Below are 17660 nucleotides of genomic sequence, written 5' to 3' on the forward strand. Positions count from 1 at the left end.
TTTTTGTTGCCTCGCTGCAAACTCGGTCAGCGACGCACGTCGAGCCCGCCTTCCGCGAACGCCGCGAGATCGGCGCGGGTGAACAGGCTGGCATCCCCCGGCAACGAATGCTTGAGCGCCGTCAGCGCCAGCCCCGCTTCCGCCGCCGCGCGAGCATCGCCGCCCTCCAGCAGCCCGTGCAGCACGCCTGCAGCGAAGGCATCGCCTCCGCCGATCCGATCCACGATGCCGCTGACGCGCAGTTCCTCGGTCTGGTGCGCGCCCGCACGGGTATCGACCCGCGCCGCGATGCGGTGGCTGTCCACATCGTCGACGTGCCGCGCGGTGGAGGCAATCAGCTGGAGCTTGGGGAAGGCCGCGAACGCCGCCTCGGCAGCCTCACGCCGCCGCTCGGGGCCATCGCCCGGAAAATGCTCGCCAAGCAGCAGCGAGATATCGCGATGATTGCCGAACAGGATCTCGGCATGGCCGATCAATGTGGTCAGCACCGCGCGGGGGTCGCTGTCCCAGGCCTCCCAGAGCTTTGCGCGATAATTACCGTCGAACGACACCGGGATGCCGCGCGCACTCGCCGCTTCGGCAGCGGCGATGGCGGCGGCGGCCGTGTTGGCCCCCAGCGCCGGGGTGATGCCCGACAGGTGCAGCCGCGTGACGCCGGCAAGCAGCGAATCCCAATCCCACGCCTCCGCCGCACGCGTCGCGAAGACCGAATGCGCGCGATCATAGACGATCTCGGAGGCGCGAAGCCCTGCGCCGGGCGTGAGAAAATAGAGGCCCATCCGGCCGGCTTCGGCAATCACGTGCCGCGTATCCACGCCGCGTCGCCGCAGTTCGCCGATCGCCGCAGCACCCAGCGGGTTGTCCGCCACGGCGCTGATCATCCGCACGTCATGGCCCAGGCACGCAAGGCCGGTCGCGACATTGGCCTCCGCGCCGGCGATGGCCACGTCCAGCTTCGGCGTCTGCAACAGCAGCTCGCGACCCGGCGGCGACAGCCGCAACATCATTTCCCCGAAAAATGCGAATGTCATCGTGCCAGCCAGCCTCCGTCAACGGCGAGAACATGCCCCAGCACATAGTCCGATGCGCGGGACGCAAGAAAGACCGCAGCGCCGCCCAGATCCTCGGGTTCGCCCCGGCGCCCGGCCAGGATGCGCTCAAGGATCTGGTGGTCGCGCGTTTCGTCCGCCCGCTGGGCGGCCATCGAATTCGCGGCAATATAGCCGGGTGCGTTCACGTTCACGCCCTTCCCCGCCCATTCGTTGCGAGCAGCCTGGTAAGGCCCGCGGTTCCGGGCTTCGACGCGGTGTAGCCGGGCACGCGGACACTGCCCCGGAAACGCGGCACCGGGGCGGTGTTGATTCTCCGGCCATGCGCACCGGTCGGGCCGAAACGGCGCACCTTGCACGTGCCGGCGGCCTGACGCGGGAAGAGCACCGACATCAGATTGGTATCGAGCGCCACATTCCAATCCTCCCCGGTGAAATCGAGTGCGTCGGTTCGGCGGAGGAACCCCGCATGGATTGCCAGTATGTCGATTTTCCCCAGCTTATCCACAGCCTCGTCCACAACCCTTTGCACAGGCATCGCGGTGGCGGAATCCGCGGAATTCGTGCGACCCGGCGGCCATGCGCGCGCGCCGTCCCTGCGGCTCCCCTGGCGGGCGTGCGGCCGACCGCGGCAATGTCCGCGCCCGCTGGCGCGATGCCCGGGCCAATGCCGGTGTTCGCACCGGTGACGATCGCCACCTGGCCGGCAAGATCGAACGGGTTGGTCAACACTGTCCCCTCGCCCTTCCGCTGCCGGGAGGGGTGCTAGATACGAAGGACGGCGGGCGGATCAGCGACCCGCCCTGCCGCCGCCCGGCTTCAGGCGCCGAGCTTGTACGCGCGCCGCACCAGGCCGTTGGTCAGTTCGAAGGCGAGTTCCGCCGCTTCCCAATCGAGCAGCCGCCCCTCGGCGACCAGCTGCGCCAGGAAGCCGCAGTCGATCCGCCGCGCGACGTCGTGCCGCGCCGGGATCGAGAGAAAGGCGCGCGTATCGTCGTTGAAGCCGACGGTGTTGTAGAAGCCCGCCGTCTCGGTCACCTGCTCGCGGAAGCGGCGCATGCCCTCGGGGCTGTCGTGGAACCACCAGGCCGGGCCCAGCTTGAGGCACGGATAATGGCCGGCCAGCGGCGCCAGCTCGCGCGAATATACGGTCTCGTCGAGCGTGAAGAGGATGATCGAGAGTTCGGTCGAGGTGCCGAAGCGATCGAGCAGCGGCTTGAGGCCGTGGACATAGTCGGTCGCCATCGGGATGTCGGCGCCCTTGTCGCGGCCATGGCTGGCGAACAGGCCGCCATTATGGTTGCGGAAGCTGCCCGGGTGGATCTGCATCACCATCCCGTCCTCGACGCTCATCGCCGCCATTTCGGTCAGCATCTGGGCGCGGAACAGCTCGGCATCGGCCGGGGTCCAGTCGCTGCCGAGGATCTTCGCGAACAGCGCGGCGGCCTCGGCCTTGCTCAGGTTCGCGGTGCGGGCGGTCGGGTGGCCATGGTCGGTCGCGGTAGCGCCCGCTGCCCGGAAATCGGCGCGACGCTTGGCGTGCGCGGCGAGATAGCCGTCCCAGCTGTACACGTCCTCGCCGGTCTTCTCGGCGAAGATCTTGAGCGCGCCGTGGAACTGCTCATGCTCGACGTCGATCACCGCGTCCGGGCGATAGGTGGTGACGACGCGGCCCGGCCAGCCCGATGCCTGCACCGCGTGGTGCGCGGAGAGATCGTCCTGCGGGCCCTCGGTGGTGGCGAGGAACTCGATGTTGAAGCGATCGAACAGCGCGCGCGGGCGGAAATCGTCGCTCGCCAGCTTGGCGTTGATCGTATCGTAGTAGAAGTCCGCCGTCTCGCCGTCGAGCGCGACGTCGAAGCCGAACACCTCGCCGAACACATGGCCCAGCCACATCGCCGAGGGCGTGCCGCGGAACAGGTAGAGATGCTCGGCGAACCTCCGCCAGGCCGCGCGCGGATCGGTGGCGGGCATGCCTGCCTTGCTCGGCACGCACAGCGCATCGAGCGACACGCCCTGCGAATAGAGCATGCGGTAGATGTAGTGGTCGGGGGAGAGCAGCAGCTCGGTCGCGTTGGACCAGTTGGCGTTGGTCGAGAACCAGCTCGCATCGGTATGGCCGTGCGGGCTGATGATCGGCAGCTCGGCCACCTCGCGATACAGTTCGCGCGCGATCGCGCGGGTGCGGTCCTCGGCCGGCAACAGCCGGTCGGGATCGAGCTTGAGCGGCTTGGCCATCGGAGACTCCGGGTACGTCAGAGGAAAATCAGGCGTCCATGTCGACGCGGGCGAGCCGCGGCGACAGGAAGTGCACGCAGGCGAGCGCGACGAAATAGGCGCTGCCCGCCACCGCGAAGAGCGGCCAGTAGCTCCCGATCCGTGCCAACACTTCGCCAGCATAGAAGGACATCAGGATGCCTCCCACCGCGCCCACGGTGCCGCCGATGCCGATCACCGAGCCCACCGCGCCGCGCGGGAACATGTCCGCCGGCAGCGCATAGAGGTTGGCCGAGAAGGCCTGGTGCGCCGCCGTGGCGATGCCGATCACGGCGACCGCCAGCCAGACGCTGCTCAGCGACTCCGCGAACAGCACCGGCAGCACCGCAAAGGCACAGACCAGCATCGTCAGCTTGCGGGCGACATTGGCGGTGTACCCTGCGCGCATCAGCCGCGAGGAGAGCCAGCCACCGGCGACGCTGCCCATGTCGGACACGAGATAGATCGCGGCGAGCGGCAGGCCGAAGGTCTTGAGATCGAGCTGGTAGCGCTCGAACAGATAGCCCGGCAGCCAGAACAGGAAGAACCACCACACCGGATCGATGAAGAACTTGCCGAGCGCATAGGCCCAGGTCTCGCGGCGAAGGAGCACCGAGCCATAGCCGAGCTTCTGCACCTTGTCGGCGGGGTCCTGCTCGATCCAGGCGAGCTCGCCCTCGGTGACCTTGGGGTGCTCGCGCGGGCTGCGGTAGAGCATCCACCAGGCGATCAGCCAGACGAAGCTGACCACGCCGGTGATGACGAAGGCCGAGCGCCAGCCCCAGGCGATCACCATGTACGGGATCACCAGCGGCGTGAGCACCGCGCCGATGTTCGCGCCGGCATTGAACACGCCGATCGCGAAGGCGCGCTCCTTGGCCGGGAACCACTCGGTAACCGCCTTGATGCCTGCCGGGAAATTGCCGGATTCGCCGATGCCCAGCGCGAAGCGGGCGATGGCGAACTGGGTGATGTTGTGGGCGGCGCCGTGGAAGATATGGGCGACCTGCCAGACGACGAAGGCGATGGTGTAGCCGACGCGCGCGCCGACCTGATCGACGATCTTGCCGAACAGGATGTAGCCCACGGCATAGGCGAACTGGAACCAGATGATAACGCCGGCGAAGTCCTGCTCGGTCCAGTGCAGGTCCGCCATCAGCGTGGGCTTGAGCACGCCGATCATCTGACGGTCGATATAATTGATGATGGTGGCCGCGAACAGCAGCCCGCAAATCACCCAGCGATATCGCCCTACCCGCTCCACGGCGCCGCGTACCGCGGCTTCGCCCTTGCTCGCCATCAACTCTCCAATCCCACTCCGCCGTCCCGGGATCACGCGACCCCGATCGTGCTCCGCACGCAAAGATCCGGCCCAAACCGCGCCTCGACCTCCGCACCCCGCCGAACCGGGTAGACGCCGGTGACGGCGGCGGTCGATATCCCCTGGCCTTCGGCCAGGGGCAGCCCCCGCGCCGCGCGTTCGAACAGGAAGCGCACCGCTCCGATCGGTCCGTCGAGCATCGCGCTCGCAGTGCCGGTTCCAGCGACCTCCTCCCCAATCGTTAGCGACCCCGGCGGGTGAAGGAAATCCTTCTCAGAATATATACGGTATTCGATCAGTGCATCTTCGTCGAGATGGGGAGAGTGGCGCTTCAACGATTGATGTTTCGATAAGGCGACGTGGCGATCTCGACCTAGACGCCCGATGCGCGTGGATGGCCTTGTGCGGCATGCCGGGAACACTTGCCGAACCGGCAAGCGGCGGGCGCTTCGCCCCGGGCGCTCCCCCCTGCCCGCCGGCAACGCCATTCGTACGTTTCCGTATTGCGTGTCGGCCACCCGTTCGTGCCGGCGACTTTGCTTGTTTGGCAGCCCGTTAGACGCGCTTTTTGTCACCATGGCAGGGCCCGAAGTGCCCTCGGATTCCTATAAGAAGAGGTAACGCCTCCGGCTCCATTCCACGCCGGAGCATAAGGATTATGGAATGAAACAGCTACTCGCGCGGGTGCGCGTGCCCGTGAAGATCCTGGCCGTCGTCGCGATGATCAACGTGGTGAGCCTGGTCCTCACCGGCATCGCTGCCAGCAGCCTCAACCACGCCAATCGCGATTATTCCGAACTGACGCTCGGCACGCTCCCCGGTGCGGTACATACCGCTCGGCTCAACCGGCTGATCGCCGCGATGCCCTATGCGGGGTACCGGGCCGTCGCGAACGACGGCAGCAGCGCGATGGCCCGCGAAGCCGAGACCGAGGAAAAGCACAATTACGAGCAGACCAAGACGCTGCTGACCGACATTGCGCAGGAAGATCCCACCGCCCAGACGGTGGTGAACGACGTCCGCTCGCAGCTCGAAACCTTGCAGGACAAGACCCAGCGCGCCATCACCCTCGGCCTGCGCAACGAGGATGCCGCCGCCCTCGCCCTGCTTCGGGAAGTGGATCCGCAGGTCCAGGCCATGGCCGAGCGCCTGTCCACCTTCAACGACGCGCGCACCAAAACTGCGGCCGACGCCTCGCACGCCCTGCAGTCGTCCGGCCAATCCACGGTCTGGACCCTTGTTGCGATCAGCGTGATCGCGATCCTGCTCGGCCAGGGGCTCGGCTATCTCGTCTCGCGCCTCGGCATCACCGATCCGCTGGACCGCCTGCGCACCGCGATGCAGGCGGTTGCCGGTGGCGATCTCCGGGCGGCCGTGCCGGGTACCGACCGGGGCGATGAACTGGGCGCGATGGCGCGGACCGTTTCCGTGTTCCGCGAGAACGCCGTTGCACAGGAGGCGACGCAGCGCGCGAAGGCGGAAGCCGATGTGCAGCAGGCCCGCCTCATCGACGCGCTGGACACCCGCCTGGACGCCCTGTCGCATGGCGACCTCACCGCTTCGATCGACGTCGAGGTGGCGCCGCAGTTCGAGCCGGTGAAGGGCAATTTCAACCGGGCCGTGACCAACCTCCGCACGCTCATCGCCCAGGTCCTGGAAAGCGCGACGACGATCCGCACAGGCTCCGGCGAGATCGCCGCCGCGTCCGAGGATCTGGCAAAGCGCACCGAAGCCAATGCCGCCAGCCTGGAAGAGACGGCCGCAGCGGTCACCCAGATGGACCAGCGACTCAAGGCCACCGCCCGTGCTGCCGAAACCACGGTACAGCGCACCAACGGCGCCATCCAATCGGTGGAGAACGGCCGCACCATCACCGACACCGCCGTCCAGGCGATGACGCGCGTCTCGGAAGGCGCGAAGGGCATCGACGACGTGATCGAAGGTCTCGACAAGATCGCCTTCCAGACCCGCGTCCTCGCGATGAACGCCGCGGTCGAGGCCGGTCGTGCCGGCGAGGCGGGCCGCGGCTTCGCCGTCGTCGCCGACCTTGTCTCGCAACTTGCCATGCGCTCGGAAGAAGAAGCCAGCCGCGCGCGCGACCAGCTCAGCGCGACCCAGAAGGACATCGTGGAGGCGGTGCAGACCGTCGAGCAGGTCGAAGGCGCCCTGAAAAGCATCTCCGAAGCCACGACCGAGGTGCACCAGCTGGTCACCGTGATGGCGGCGGACAACCAGGCCCAGGCCACGGCGATTTCGCAGATCGCAACCGCCGTCCAGACGATGGATCACAGCACCCAGCAGAATGCGGCCATGGTGGAGCAGACCTCGGCTGCAGCGCGCAATCTCAACGCCGAGGTTACCGGCCTCAGCGACCAGGCACACAAGTTCGAGGTAGGCTCGGGCCGCCCCATGCCGGCGCAGCGCGCGGCACGGCCGCAGCCGGCGCCGCGCAACACCGGCTATGTTTCACCGGTCAAGCCGCTCCCCGCCGAAATGGCCACGGCCGACGACGGCGAATGGGCGAGCTTCTGAGCGCAGCAGACTAAAAAGAAACGGCCGGGAGAGCGATCTCCCGGCCGTTTCCATATCCGCTACGGGCGCTCAGGCGGCGGCAGCGAGGCGCGCGGTGCGGCCGGCACGACGACGCAGCGACGCGCCGACAAAGCCGACGCCGGCGATCATCAGACCCCAGCTGGCCGGCTCGGGAACGCCGCTCGGGCCGAACACGACGGTCGGGGTCGCGGTGCCGATGGTGGCGCCGGCGAGACTCGGGCCGCCGAGCGTGGTGGTGAAGGCGGCAGCCGCTTCGTTCGTCAGCGTCAGCGCCGAATTGGCGCCGAGCGTGAAGAGCGAAAGGTTGGAGCCGAGAGCGGCGCCGTTGGCCGATGCGCTGCCGCGCACGATGCCGGCCGCGGTGTCGATCACGAAATTGCCGATGCTCAGGGTGTTGCCACCCGAGGTGAAGTTCAGGCCCGAACCATTGTGCTCGACAACGAGCGCACCGGTCGAGTCATTGCGGGTGCCGCCGGTCACGAGGAAGGCGGCAACGATGTCGTTGCCGACCATGAACGAGCTGGCCGTGCCGTAGGTGGTGACGCCGAAGCCGAGCATCTGGAAGGTCTTGGTGGCCGTAAGGTCGACGGCGGTCGCGCCGCCGATGATCGGCGCAGCCGAAGCCGCGACCGGGGAAAGCGACAGGCCCGCAACAAGGGCCGCCGCGCTCAAAGCGCCTTTAATCATCCGCAAATCCTCCTGAACAGGGTACAACGCGCCACGACCGGTCGCATGGTTAATGCCCGTATCATGGCAGCGTCCGAACCTTGCGGCGGTGCAGCAAGTTCCGTCGCTTCGTCGGCTAATTCCTTCGGCTTGACCCGGAAAATCAGCAACTTGCGACGAAACGGCGTTTTTCGCCGTTCACCCGGTCCGCCAGGCGTTAACCGTTATCGGTTGAGCCTATGGAGAAGTTGCGCCCGCAGTCTTCTGGCCTGCAGGGCATCGATCGGTGCCAGCGGCCCCCGCGCGGCCTCGGGCAGGTGCGCCGCCGGTATTTCGGCATCGCCGAAGACGTAATAGTCGAACAGCGACCTCCATGCAGCCTTCTCCGGTGCGGGGCGGTCTCGCAGGCTGAGCAGGGCATGCAGCAAGGTAAGCTGGGGCGTATCCAGGAAGCCGGGGCTGGTGTTCCACCAATAGTTCACCAGCACGTTGAACGGCGCCAGCGCCTCGACATGGTGCCACCACATCGCCGGATAGAAGAGCAGGTCGCCGGCGTCGAGTTCCGCCACCTGCGCATGCGCCATGGCCTCGCGAAAGCCAGGGTGGCGATCGAAGTCCGGCGCCCCGAAATCGACCATGCTCACGACCTGGCCGCCCGGCGTCGGCTCCAGCGGCCCCGGATAGAGATTGGCGATCTGGTCCGGCGGGAACAGGCTGAAGCGCCGCCGCCCGACGGCGCAGACGGCAAGGTTGTGCGACATGTCGTAGTGACAGGTCGCGGTGGTGCGGTTCCCGATCCAGATGCTCGCGAGGTGCTGCGCGAACATCGGATGATCGAGCGCCAGATCATTCTCCGCGCGGAAGCCTGGCAGATATTCGTCCAAATCGGTCGAGCCGACATAAAAGCTGGGCGCTTCCACGTTGCCGATCTGCGGTTGCATCGCGTCGAGCAGTGCTGTCAGCGGCTCGCGACGGCCGGCGAAATTGAGGCCGGTGACCGCCTCGTCATAGAAGAACCGCCCGTTTATCTCGGGTGCGCCGATGAAGGTCACCACCGGGCGACCGGCATCGAAGCGCCGCAGCAGGTCCATGGCGGCACCCGCCGATTGCAGGCCTGCACGGACAAGCGGCCAGTCGGCGGCGACGCCCTTCAGAATGGTAGGCGTCTGTTCGGCCATCAGCCTTTCGAAGGGAAGCGCATCCGGCGCAATCGCTTCCCACACCCGCACGGCGGGGGCTTGGCCGGCCAGCACGTTCACCGGGGCGTGCCGGCGTTCTTGCGCTCGATGAGCGCGCTGACGTTACCCAGCGAGGCGGTCACCAGATAGGCCAGGCCCAGCACGTTCGCCCGGTGCAACCGTTCCAGCCCGATCGGATCGAGGGCATCGAGTTTTTCGCGCGACAGCATCTGGAAGCCGTCGATCCGGTAGCGCTGCGCGTCGTGCAACGTCACCTCGATCACATTGGCTTCGAGCAGGCCCAGTTCCTGAAACAGGGCATAGACCGGCGCTGCCGCGCCGATACCGGCATGGATCCGCCCCAGCACGCGCGAGACATGCTCCAGGTACCGGCTTGCCCCGCCCTGCGGCAGGAACAGCAGTTCGCCGCCGTCCGTGCCCACGCGCGGATCGTCCAGATCGACATGCACGGTCGGCCCTTCGTCGGGATCCGCGCCGTCGCCCGGAATACCGATCGAGAACGGCCCGCGCTGCTGGAGTGCGGGTATGTAGCGGCTGGTCCAGCGGTCACCGTCGAAGAAGAGGTTCTCGTCCAGATCGAAGCCCGTGAGCGCGACCGCCTGCAGCCCCTCGCCTTCCGCCTCGCGGAACAGGATCGGGAATTCGCGCTGCACCGCCTCGAACTCGGTGGGAAAGATCAGTATCTGGTTGGCGGCATCGCCGAATTCCGCGCCGTGGCGGAAGGCGACGCGCAGGTCCTGGTGGAGCACATTGTCCAGCGCGACCGGGTTCGTCATTCGAAACACATCCATATCTTCCGGGCATCTGGCCCGGTTCGCGAGCGACCATGGCGCAAAGCCGTCGCCCCCTCAACCACCCACATCCGCGACGGACAAAGGAAAGGGCCGCTGCACCAGGCAGCGACCCTCCCCCCTCCACTCGCGCAGATGCGCGGTAGCCTAGAACTTGAAGCGCGCACCTGCCAGGAAGCGGCGATCGAGTTCCTGCGCGAACCAAAGCTCGCTGATGTCGCGGGCATAGGTCCGCACGCTCGCCTTGGTCAGGTTGATCCCTTCCAGGGTCAGCGCGATCTGCGGTGTCACCTCGTAGCTGATGTTCATGTCGAGCTGGCCGAAGGGCGCGGTGAACTCGGGGTTGCGCGAGCCCTGGCGGTTGATGCCCGACAGATATTTGTCGCGCCAGTTATAGGCGAGACGCGCCGAGATGCCGTTCTTGTCGTAGATCAGCGTGGTGCTGAACGTGTCGCTCAGGCCGAGCAGCGCGAACTGATCCTGGGCCGGGTTGGCGCCGAGATTGAAGCCCACGTCGCCGCGCACCAGCGTGTACGCCGCAGCGACACCGATGCCGGTGCTGCCGAGGAAGTACTGGCCGGCCAGCTCGACGCCGTAGATTTCGGCATCCTTGTTGTTGATCGGCTGCGTCACCTGGAACTGATACAGCGGATCGGCCGAGTTGCCGCGCAGGTCGTACTGGTTGTTGATCGCCTTGACGTAGTTGTCGTCGAGCGCGCGCGTCGAGTTGTTGTAGTTCGCCTGGAACTCGGAGGTCGCTGCCGCAACGGAGCCGCGGTTGGCGATCAGCGCCGACATGACGAACAGGTTCACATCGCTGATGTCCGCGCCAAGCCCCTTGAGCGCGTCGTTCGCCTGGCCCGAACGGCTGCCCGCCGCGCCCGAGCTCGGATCGCGCAGACCGAACAGCGGCGACGTGAACTGGCCGTTACCGACGAAGTTATGCACCCGCTTGTCGAAGAAGGCGACCGAGACATAGCTGTCCGGCTTGAAGTACCATTCCAGCGACGCGTCGAAATTGTCCGAGATCAGCGGCGACAGGCGGGCGTTGCCCACCGAAGCGCTGGGGATGCCGCCATTGTTGGTCGGACGCGGCGGGCCGCCCACCGTGGTGGCGGTGAACAGGTTGTTGTAGTTCGGCCGTGCGATCGTCTTGCTGTACGACAGGCGGGCCAGCAGGTTCCGCTGCAATTCGACCTGGAAGTCGACCTGCGGCAGGACGTTGTCATAGGAATGCGATTCATCGAACTGGGTGGTGTTGCTCAGCGAAACCACCACGGTGAAGTCGTTGTCCGACACCCAGTCCAGCGCCGACGGCACCGCGACCTGCGAGATCGAGCGCGACTTGGTGTGCTCGTAGCGGATGCCGGCGACCAGGCGTGCAGGCGCGCTGCCCACTTCGCCCTTCCAGGTCAGCTGGCCATAGGCCGCCCAGATGTCTTCCTTGACGCGGTTGTTGTTGTTGCCGGTGATGCCGATGGCGTTGCCACGGCCCGCGTAATAGGACGACAGGATCGGATAGAGCTTCGACGCATCGCCGCGGAAGGCGAGCTTCGAGTCCGGATCCGAGCCCGGATCATATTTGTCGAACTTGCACTCGAGGCAGAAGGGCTTGACCAGGCCCGGCGCGAGGCGCTGGACGTCGCCCGGATTGGCGATGCCCCAGTCGCCCAGCGTCTGCTGGGTGCTGACAAAGGTCTGGCGCATGTCGGTCTTGCGATAGTTCGCACCGAACTCGAACTTGCTCTCGTTGCCCAGGTCCCAGCCGAAGTCGGCGCGGACTTCGCGCACCAGCTGTTCCTGGGTGGACTTGTTGGTGCGACCGATCTGGCTGCCGAACGAGTTCAGGTCGAGCGGCACGGAGCCGAGCGTGATGTCCTGCTTCGGAATGCCGGCGCCGCTATAGTCCACCGAATGCGCGGCCACGACGTTGGCGCCCATGCCGACCAGCGTGGAGCTGACGCCGTTGGGATTGTCCGGCAGGCTCGACGACTTCGAGATGTGCCCGTCGAGGCGCATCGAAAGGTTGCTCGCCATCTGCCACTCGGCGTTGAGGCCGAAGTCGGTCAGCTTGTTCTTCTGGGCGCGAGACTGGGCCTCGAAGCCCTCGTCCTTGAAGCCGTTGATCGTCTCGTGGAGATAGTTGGCGGTGGCGACGGTGGTGTTGCCGTCGAAATGCACCTCGTCGAACGGGCGGCTGAACCAGTTGGACAGGTCCGACCGCGTCTCGCGCTGGCGGTTCTGCGCGTAGAGACCATCGGCGGTGAGGGTCAGGGTGTCAGTCGGCTTAAACTGCACCACCGCCTGCCCGTTGATGCGCTCGCGGCTGCCCTCGGCATAGTGATAGCGGCTGTCGTTGGGGATCGCGACCAGCTGGCTGGTGTTGCTGGGCGCGCCCTTAACGATGGTGCAGCTCGAGCTCAGCGTCGTCTGGCTGGCCGGGCACACCGTATTGTTGCGGGTGAAGCCCCCAGTAACGAAGCTGCTGTAGGGAACGATGTTCCAGTCGTTCGACGTTGCCGCGATCGAGGTGAAGTTGCGCTTCTGATAGCTGCCGAACAGCTCGACGCCGAAGCGCTGATCCGCATCGCTCCAACCGACCACGCCCGAGAATTCCGGAGTCACCTTCGCGCCGCAATCCAGGCAGCCATCCACGCTCGTGTCGTACACTGCCTTGGCACCGACGCTGCCGTTCAGGCCCGGCTTCGCGCCTGGGTCCAGCGGACGGCGAGTAACGACGTTGATCGTCGCGCCGATACCACCCGACGGCACCGCCGCCCGGCCGGTCTTGTACACTTCGAGCGTACGAACGCCTTCGGTCGCGAGGTTCGAGAAATCGAAGGAACGCGTGGTGCCCTGCGCACCATCCGCATTCTGGTCACCGCCGACCACCGCGATCGCCGCCGAAGCGAGCTGGCGACCGTTCAGCGTGACGAGGTTGTACTGGGGGCCGAAGCCACGAACCGTAACTTGCGAACCTTCGCCGTTGGTACGATTGATCGACACGCCCGGAATGCGCTGTAGCGACTCCGCAAGGTTCGTATCCGGGAACTTCCCGATGTCTTCGGCCGAAATTGCGTCGACGATGCCCGGAGACTCGCGCTTGATCGCAATCGATCGCTCCAGTGAAGCGCGAATACCGGTGACGACGATATCTTCGCCCTGCGCTCCCTCTTGGGAAGAAGCCGAGTTGGCAACGTTGTCTGACTGCGCTTGTGCAATCGTTGGCATAACCATGCACGCAGCTACTGCCATCATGGAAGCCGAGCGCGACCAAATGATCGAACGCGAAACGCTCTTCATGTCCCCTCCTCTGCCGACATTATGCGTCGGAAACCGTTTTTGTTGCGAGCGCCCCGATGCGTCCACAACGACGGTACCGCTACCATCGATGCCAACATTGTCAATCTTTGAAACATAGACCTGTTAGACAGGTTTGATTTTATCATTCGGTGTGTTTTCCGGGTGACAGACTGCAATCTACTGTAACAGCGGAGATGAAGGCAGCCACCGCGCCTCGCATCGCATCATGCCTGTCAGACTGAAACGGTTTTCATTGGTCGTTTTAAGCCACCCTGCGGCTATTCCGCGCGCGCTAACAATCGGCGGGCTTGCTCTAGGTGAGGCCGATCAATCATTCGCCCCCCCAGTCGCAATGCCCCCACCTCTGGATTTGTCTCGAAAGCTTCCACGATAGCGCGCGCGGCGGCGATTTCCTCCTCGCTGGGGGAGAAACCGCGGTTGATCGTCTCAATCTGTTCAGGATGGATTGCCAGCATGCCGGTAAACCCGTCGCGACGGCCACGCGCGACATAGGAGGCCAAGCCCTCCCTATCGGCGATGTCGGGAAAGACCGTCTCGATGGCCGCGACGCCCGCCGCGTGGGCTGCGAATAAAGCCAGCGATCGCACCATGGCGAAAGGTGCCGTGTACGCACCATTGCTTTCACGGGCCGTGGAGGCCCCGATGGCGGCTGGCAGATCCTCCGCACCCCAGGTGAGGCCCGCCAGATGTGCGACGACCTCCCCATAGCTGCCGAGCTGGAACAGAGCCGACGCTGTTTCCGTAGCGATAGGCAGGATGGGAGGACAGACGCCACCAGCCTTTGCCACCTGGGCAACCAACGTCCGAATCGTTGCGGCGCCGTTGGCTTTGGGCAGCACAAGCCCCGCAGGTCGCAAATGCGCCAAAGCGGCCAGATCGTCGGCCAATGCGGCGGTATCCAAAGGATTGACGCGGACGAATGTCACGACGTCGGCAGGGTCGGCAAGCCACGCCGCAATTGCTTCACGCGCGAGCCGCTTGCGTTCAGCCACGACGGAATCCTCGAGATCGAGGATCAACGCGTCAGCGCCGCTCGCCGCAGCCTTTGCAAAGCGTTCCGGCCGATCGCCAGGCACGAATAATAGCGACCTTAGACGCATGGCATCCCCTCCTCGTTCTAGAGGAATGCCATGGCATCATCACGTCCCGGCTGGCAACAGCTCGGCGCGTGGCTTCACGCGTTGCCACTCCCCGTTTGGCGATCTTGCGATGCTGTTCTGCCGTGACTGACTGCGGGAGCACGCCGGCACCGGCCACCTGCAGCTTATTCGAAACGCCGGAGACGATGCTGTTCGCGCCCTTCATCAGCGCCTTCCAGCCATCCTTTGCGACGTCCACTGGGTCCGACTTGCTTTCGCTCTGGCCCACCTTGGTATCCATCATACCGGCGCGCTCGAAGAATTGCGTCTCGACGGGCCCCGGCAGCAGGGTGGTGATGGTAATGTCCTTCACCTCCTTCAACTCATTGCGAATGGCCGCGGCAAAATTCTCCACAAAGCCCATTGTACCGTTGTAGACCGCCTGGAAGCTCCCCGGGATCCAGCCAGCGATCGAGCCGGTGATCAGCACCTTGCCCTGGCCCGCATCGCGCATTTGCCGGAGCACCTTCTGCAGTAGGTATAGCGTGCCCGTGACGTTGGCGTCGACCACGTGCCTCCATTCAGAGATTTCCTGATCCAGGAAGGCACCACCGAGCCCGTGGCCGGCGTTGGCGCATAGCAGGTCGACGCGACGCCCGCCCACGGCCGCCAGCAGCCGGTCGACGCCGTCGATTGTCGAAAGGTCGGTCTCGACGGACTGCACCTCCACACCCTCGCCCTTCAGCGCGGCTGCCGCGTCGACCAGCGGCGTGTCCGCCACCACCAGCATGTCATAGCCATCTCGCGCCGCGAGCCGCGCCAGTTCCAGGCCGATGCCGCTCGAGGCGCCGGTTACGATCGCAAATTTGTCCGCCATGCGCGTCTTTCCTTATTCGACCGCCAGCGCCATGCCGGGTTTCAGCACGACCTTGGTCACTTCATTTTGATTGTCGTGGAACATCTTGTATCCCTGCGGCGCCTGCTCCAGCGGCAGCGTGTGGCTGATCAGGAAGGTCGTATCGATCTTGTCTTCCATGATCGCGTTGAGCAGCGCGGGCATATAATGCTGGACATGGGTCTGGCCGGTCTTGAGCGTCAGCCCCTTCTCCATCAGCGCGCCGAGTGGGAACTTGTCGACAAAGCCGCCATAGACCGCCGGCATCGAAACGCACCCACCCTTGCGGCAGGCGAGGATCGCCTGGCGGATCGAGTGGATGCGATCGGTACCGAGGAAGGTCGATTTCTTGATCTGGTCCAGCACGTTGTCGACAAAGAAGCCGCGCACCTCCAGGCCGACGCTATCGATAACTGCATCGGGACCGATGCCGCCGGTCATCTCGAACAGGGCGACGGCCGTGTCGGTCTCCTCGAAGTTGATCGTCTCCGCACCAAAGCGGCGTGCGAGCTCAAGGCGACGTGGAAAATGATCGATCACAATGACGCACTCGGCACCCATCAGGAAGGCCGACTGCAGCGCGAACAGCCCAACGGGGCCGCAGCCCCACACCGCCACGGTGTCGCCCGGCTCGATCTCGGCATTCTCCGCTGCCATCCAGCCTGTGGGAAGGATATCTGAGAGGAACAGCACCTCCTCGTCCTCGATCCCGTCAGGGATCACGATCGGGCCGACATCGCTGAAGGGCACGCGGACATACTCAGCCTGACCGCCCGCATAGCCGCCTGTAAGGTGGCTATAGCCGAACAGGCCGGCCATCGGCTGGCCGTAGAGTTCCTGGCCGATGTCCTGATTGTCGGCAGGCAACCCGTTCTCGCATGCCGAGTACTGGTGCTTGCGGCAATGGTAGCAGGAGCCGCACGAGATAGTGAACGGCACCACCACACACTGGCCCTTTTGAGCGTCGACTTGGTGCCGACTTCGGCCATCTCACCCATAAACTTGTGGCCTAGAATATCGCCGGCCATCATCGTAGGGATAAAACCGTCATACAAATGCAGGTCCGACCCGCATATGGTGGTCGAAGAAATCCTGATGATCGCGTTGCGAGGGTTGAGGATCTCAGGGTCATCAACGGTGTCAACGCGAACGTCGTGTTTGCCGTGCCAGGCGAGTGCACGCATCAGTTCCGCTCCTCTTTGAGCTGTTGCTTGGAACAGGACGAGGTCGCGATCTCACCGGTTTCCATGAGTTGCTTGAAGCGGCGAAGATCCCGTTGCGCCTGCATTTTCGGCTTGCGCTGGAAGATGCGCGAGATCAAGCGGCCGAGGGTGCCGAACGGCTGGTCATAGTTAATGGTCGCAACCACCACAGTGCCGCGGTTGCCGGCATCGCGAAATTCAATGCAGCCCCTATTGGGATATCCGCACCTTCTTCGGATGCCCAAGCGATAAACTCGCCCTCTCGATCCTCGGTGATCCGCGAGTCCCATTCGACGATGCCACCACCCGGCGACTTGACCACCCAGTGACTCCGCTCGCGATCAAGTACTTCGATGCGAACGACATTATCCAGCACAGAGGGGAGGTTGCTGAAATCGCGCCAGAACGCGTAGAGTTCTGCGCCCGTGCGATTGATCGTCACCGCACGCGCGACAATCGTCACCGCACGCGCGACAAGCGTGTCGCCGCGTTGGGCGATAAGGTCATCTGTGGCCTGATCGATCGCTTGGCGTTGATGGTTGGCAGTGCTCAGCGGCGCATCGTCCTACGGCGCGCGGTTCATCGTCTCAGCCATAATGCCTCCGTTGGCTGTTAGCCGTGTGGCGAACCGGGCAGCTTGGGGGGAAGATCGTCATCGCCCTCGGCGGGGGACGGGGCCGACGTGGCGGCGGGATTGGTCTCGGTCGAACCGGGCGCGCGCTGTTCGGCATGCACCTCGCGATCGTTCGGCGGGCCAGGCCGAGGCGAACGCACAGCTGAGGTACGGCCCAAGATTTTTGCTGGACTGGCTGGGCAGACATGCGGGTAACGCGGAACCCCAATACCTGCGGACCCCATATGCAATCCGACTACTTCCGTGTGCTTTACGAACCTCATTGCCCAAGCGCTCTCTGCGGTGTCGCTCGCCCTCCATACGGCGCAATCAGGCACCTAGCTAAGACCGCGTCCGAGATCTGGCACGAAGAAGACCATGCTAATGAATAGCGATATCGCCTATGCTTTTATAAGCACCTGATATTACGACGAAAATATAATCGACCAACTCGGTTGCTTTCGGAGACCACCGCAAACCGTGTTGCTACTGAGTATCATCCGCTACGACGGCCCGTCCTTGACGGCGGACCAGACATCACCCCGGCCGGGTCGATGTGACGTAGGGGCCCAACTTTTCCTTGCCGGAAGGCCCCCACTTGAAGGTGGAGGCAAATAATTGGCATAAGGCAGTAAGACACAATCACATTTTGGCCCAGTTGTCGCAGCCCCTCACATCCGTGACCTGCATGTACGTTCCAGCGCCCGGGCTC

10 protein-coding genes and 4 pseudogenes are annotated in these 17660 nt (G+C 64.9%); 1 reads left to right on the forward strand and 13 read right to left on the reverse strand.

What is annotated here, in order from left to right:
* Positions 1-26: 26 nt before the first annotated feature.
* The 5 genes and pseudogenes from A7X12_RS22570 to A7X12_RS22590 form a co-directional block, all read right to left on the reverse strand.
* Positions 27-1031, reverse strand: coding sequence for a sugar kinase (locus tag A7X12_RS22570; protein WP_064313703.1), 1005 nt, complete (start codon positions 1029-1031; stop codon positions 27-29).
* Positions 1028-1778: pseudogene (locus A7X12_RS22575) on the reverse strand (SDR family oxidoreductase). The gene A7X12_RS22570 and the pseudogene A7X12_RS22575 overlap by 4 nt, the downstream one beginning before the upstream one ends.
* A 90-nt stretch (positions 1779-1868) precedes the next feature.
* Positions 1869-3287 (reverse strand): glucuronate isomerase, encoded by a 1419-nt coding sequence (gene uxaC / locus A7X12_RS22580; protein WP_064313704.1) that lies wholly within the window; start codon positions 3285-3287, stop codon positions 1869-1871.
* Between the two features lie 28 nt (positions 3288-3315).
* Positions 3316-4605 carry an MFS transporter gene (locus A7X12_RS22585; RefSeq protein ID WP_064313705.1) on the reverse strand — a complete coding sequence of 430 codons (1290 nt, stop codon included), beginning with the start codon at positions 4603-4605 and terminating at the stop codon, positions 3316-3318.
* Positions 4606-4637: 32 nt separating this feature from the next.
* A complete protein-coding gene (locus tag A7X12_RS22590; RefSeq protein ID WP_198162153.1) occupies positions 4638-4826 on the reverse strand; it encodes a hypothetical protein in 189 nt (62 codons plus the stop codon).
* 463 nt (positions 4827-5289) lie between these two features.
* Between A7X12_RS22590 and A7X12_RS22595 the strand changes: the two genes are divergently transcribed.
* The gene (locus A7X12_RS22595) at positions 5290-7158 is read left to right on the forward strand and encodes a methyl-accepting chemotaxis protein (RefSeq protein WP_064313706.1); all 1869 of its coding nucleotides are present in this window, start codon (positions 5290-5292) and stop codon (positions 7156-7158) included.
* A gap of 69 nt (positions 7159-7227) precedes the next feature.
* On the opposite strand, the gene A7X12_RS22600 is transcribed toward A7X12_RS22595, so the two are convergent.
* The 8 genes and pseudogenes from A7X12_RS22600 to A7X12_RS22635 all read right to left on the reverse strand — a co-directional run bounded on the left by A7X12_RS22600 (position 7228) and on the right by A7X12_RS22635 (position 16888).
* Positions 7228-7866: a PEPxxWA-CTERM sorting domain-containing protein gene (locus A7X12_RS22600; RefSeq protein ID WP_084445962.1), complete on the reverse strand. Its 639-nt coding sequence runs from the start codon at positions 7864-7866 to the stop codon at positions 7228-7230.
* A gap of 203 nt (positions 7867-8069) precedes the next feature.
* On the reverse strand, positions 8070-9104 hold the full coding sequence (locus tag A7X12_RS22605; RefSeq protein WP_232318655.1) for a cupin-like domain-containing protein: 1035 nt from the start codon (positions 9102-9104) through the stop codon (positions 8070-8072).
* Entirely contained in the window at positions 9101-9820 is a 720-nt protein-coding gene (locus A7X12_RS22610) for a SapC family protein (protein ID WP_064313758.1), read from the reverse strand. The genes A7X12_RS22605 and A7X12_RS22610 overlap by 4 nt, the downstream gene beginning before the upstream one ends.
* 162 nt (positions 9821-9982) lie before the next feature.
* Positions 9983-13138, reverse strand: coding sequence for a TonB-dependent receptor (locus A7X12_RS22615; protein ID WP_064313708.1), 3156 nt, complete (start codon positions 13136-13138; stop codon positions 9983-9985).
* A 278-nt stretch (positions 13139-13416) separates the two neighbouring features.
* Positions 13417-14259 carry an HpcH/HpaI aldolase/citrate lyase family protein gene (locus tag A7X12_RS22620; protein WP_064313709.1) on the reverse strand — a complete coding sequence of 281 codons (843 nt, stop codon included), beginning with the start codon at positions 14257-14259 and terminating at the stop codon, positions 13417-13419.
* Between the two features lie 88 nt (positions 14260-14347).
* A pseudogene (locus A7X12_RS22625) lies at positions 14348-15115 on the reverse strand (SDR family NAD(P)-dependent oxidoreductase); the annotation flags it as partial.
* A 12-nt stretch (positions 15116-15127) separates the two neighbouring features.
* Positions 15128-16317, reverse strand: a pseudogene (locus tag A7X12_RS22630) (zinc-dependent alcohol dehydrogenase).
* A pseudogene (locus A7X12_RS22635) lies at positions 16317-16888 on the reverse strand (SRPBCC family protein). The pseudogenes A7X12_RS22630 and A7X12_RS22635 overlap by 1 nt, the downstream one beginning before the upstream one ends.
* Between the last annotated feature and the right edge of the window lie 772 nt (positions 16889-17660).

Source organism: Sphingomonas sp. TDK1, assembly GCF_001650735.1.
GTDB lineage: Bacteria > Pseudomonadota > Alphaproteobacteria > Sphingomonadales > Sphingomonadaceae > Sphingomonas.